The organism is Streptomyces nanhaiensis, from assembly GCF_046614825.1.
GTDB classification, from domain to species: domain Bacteria; phylum Actinomycetota; class Actinomycetes; order Streptomycetales; family Streptomycetaceae; genus Streptomyces; species Streptomyces radiopugnans.
The window spans coordinates 1-903 of the sequence record NZ_JBKJFM010000366.1 but is presented as its reverse complement, the minus strand read 5'-3'; the positions used below and the strand labels follow the sequence as shown (position 1 = coordinate 903).

Sequence of the window (903 nt, the reverse complement as noted above, 5' to 3'; positions counted from 1 at the left end):
GCGAGGCCGCCCGGCTGGGCGCCGCCGCGGGCACCGGCGCCGGCGGCCGTACGGACACGGCCGCGGGAACGGGCGGCGGCACGGGCGGCGGGGACGTCAGCGCAGGTGGCCCGTGTCGTTGAGCAGCCGCAGCGAGGCGTTGCCGTCCGCGTAGTACGCCACCGCCGACAGCGAGGCCGCCGACAGCTCCATGCGGAACAGCGCCTCGGGCGGTGCGCCCAGGGCCGTGCAGGCCAGCACCTTGACCGGCGTGACGTGGGTGACCAGCAGCACCGTGCGGCCGGGGTGGCGGGCCAGGATCCGGTCGCGGGCGGCCTCGACGCGGCGGATGACGGAGGCGAAGGACTCCCCGCCGGTGGGCGCGGCCTCGGGCGAGGCCAGCCAGGCGTCCAGGTCGTCCGGGTGGCGCTCGCGCACCTCGGCGAAGGTCAGCCCCTCCCAGGCGCCGAAGTCGGCCTCGCGCAGGTCGTGTTCGACCTCGACCCCCAGCCCCAGCCGGTCGGCGACCGCCCGCGCGGTCTGGCGGCAGCGCACCAGCGGCGAGCTGACCACGTGCTGGACGGTGCCGCGCGCCGCGAGGGCCGAGGCGGCCGCCTCGGCCTGGCGCAGCCCGGTCGCCGACAGCTCCGGGTCGGTGCCGCCGCTGCCGGAGAAGCGCTTGAGGGGGGTGAGCGGGGTCTCGCCGTGGCGCAGCAGGACGAGGGTGGTGGGGGTGCCCATGTCGGCGCCCCAGCCCACCTGCGGGGTCCCCGGCTCGCCGCGCCCGGCGGGCGCGGCGGGAGCCGCGTGCTCCGCGGGCAGTTCGTCGGCCGCGGTCAGGGCCGTCGGGTCGTCCGTCCCGGCGCCCCGCTCGGCGGCGGCCGCCGTGCGGTGGGTCTCCCGTACGGCCTGGCGCACGGCGGC

The 903-nt window shown here is 79.6% G+C and carries 1 protein-coding gene; it reads right to left on the bottom strand.

The window, feature by feature from the left end; all coding sequences use genetic code 11:
* Positions 1 to 96: 96 nt before the first annotated feature.
* On the bottom strand, positions 97 to 903 hold an 807-nt coding region (locus tag ACLIYP_RS30625), incomplete at its 5' end, for a histidine phosphatase family protein (protein ID WP_412716326.1).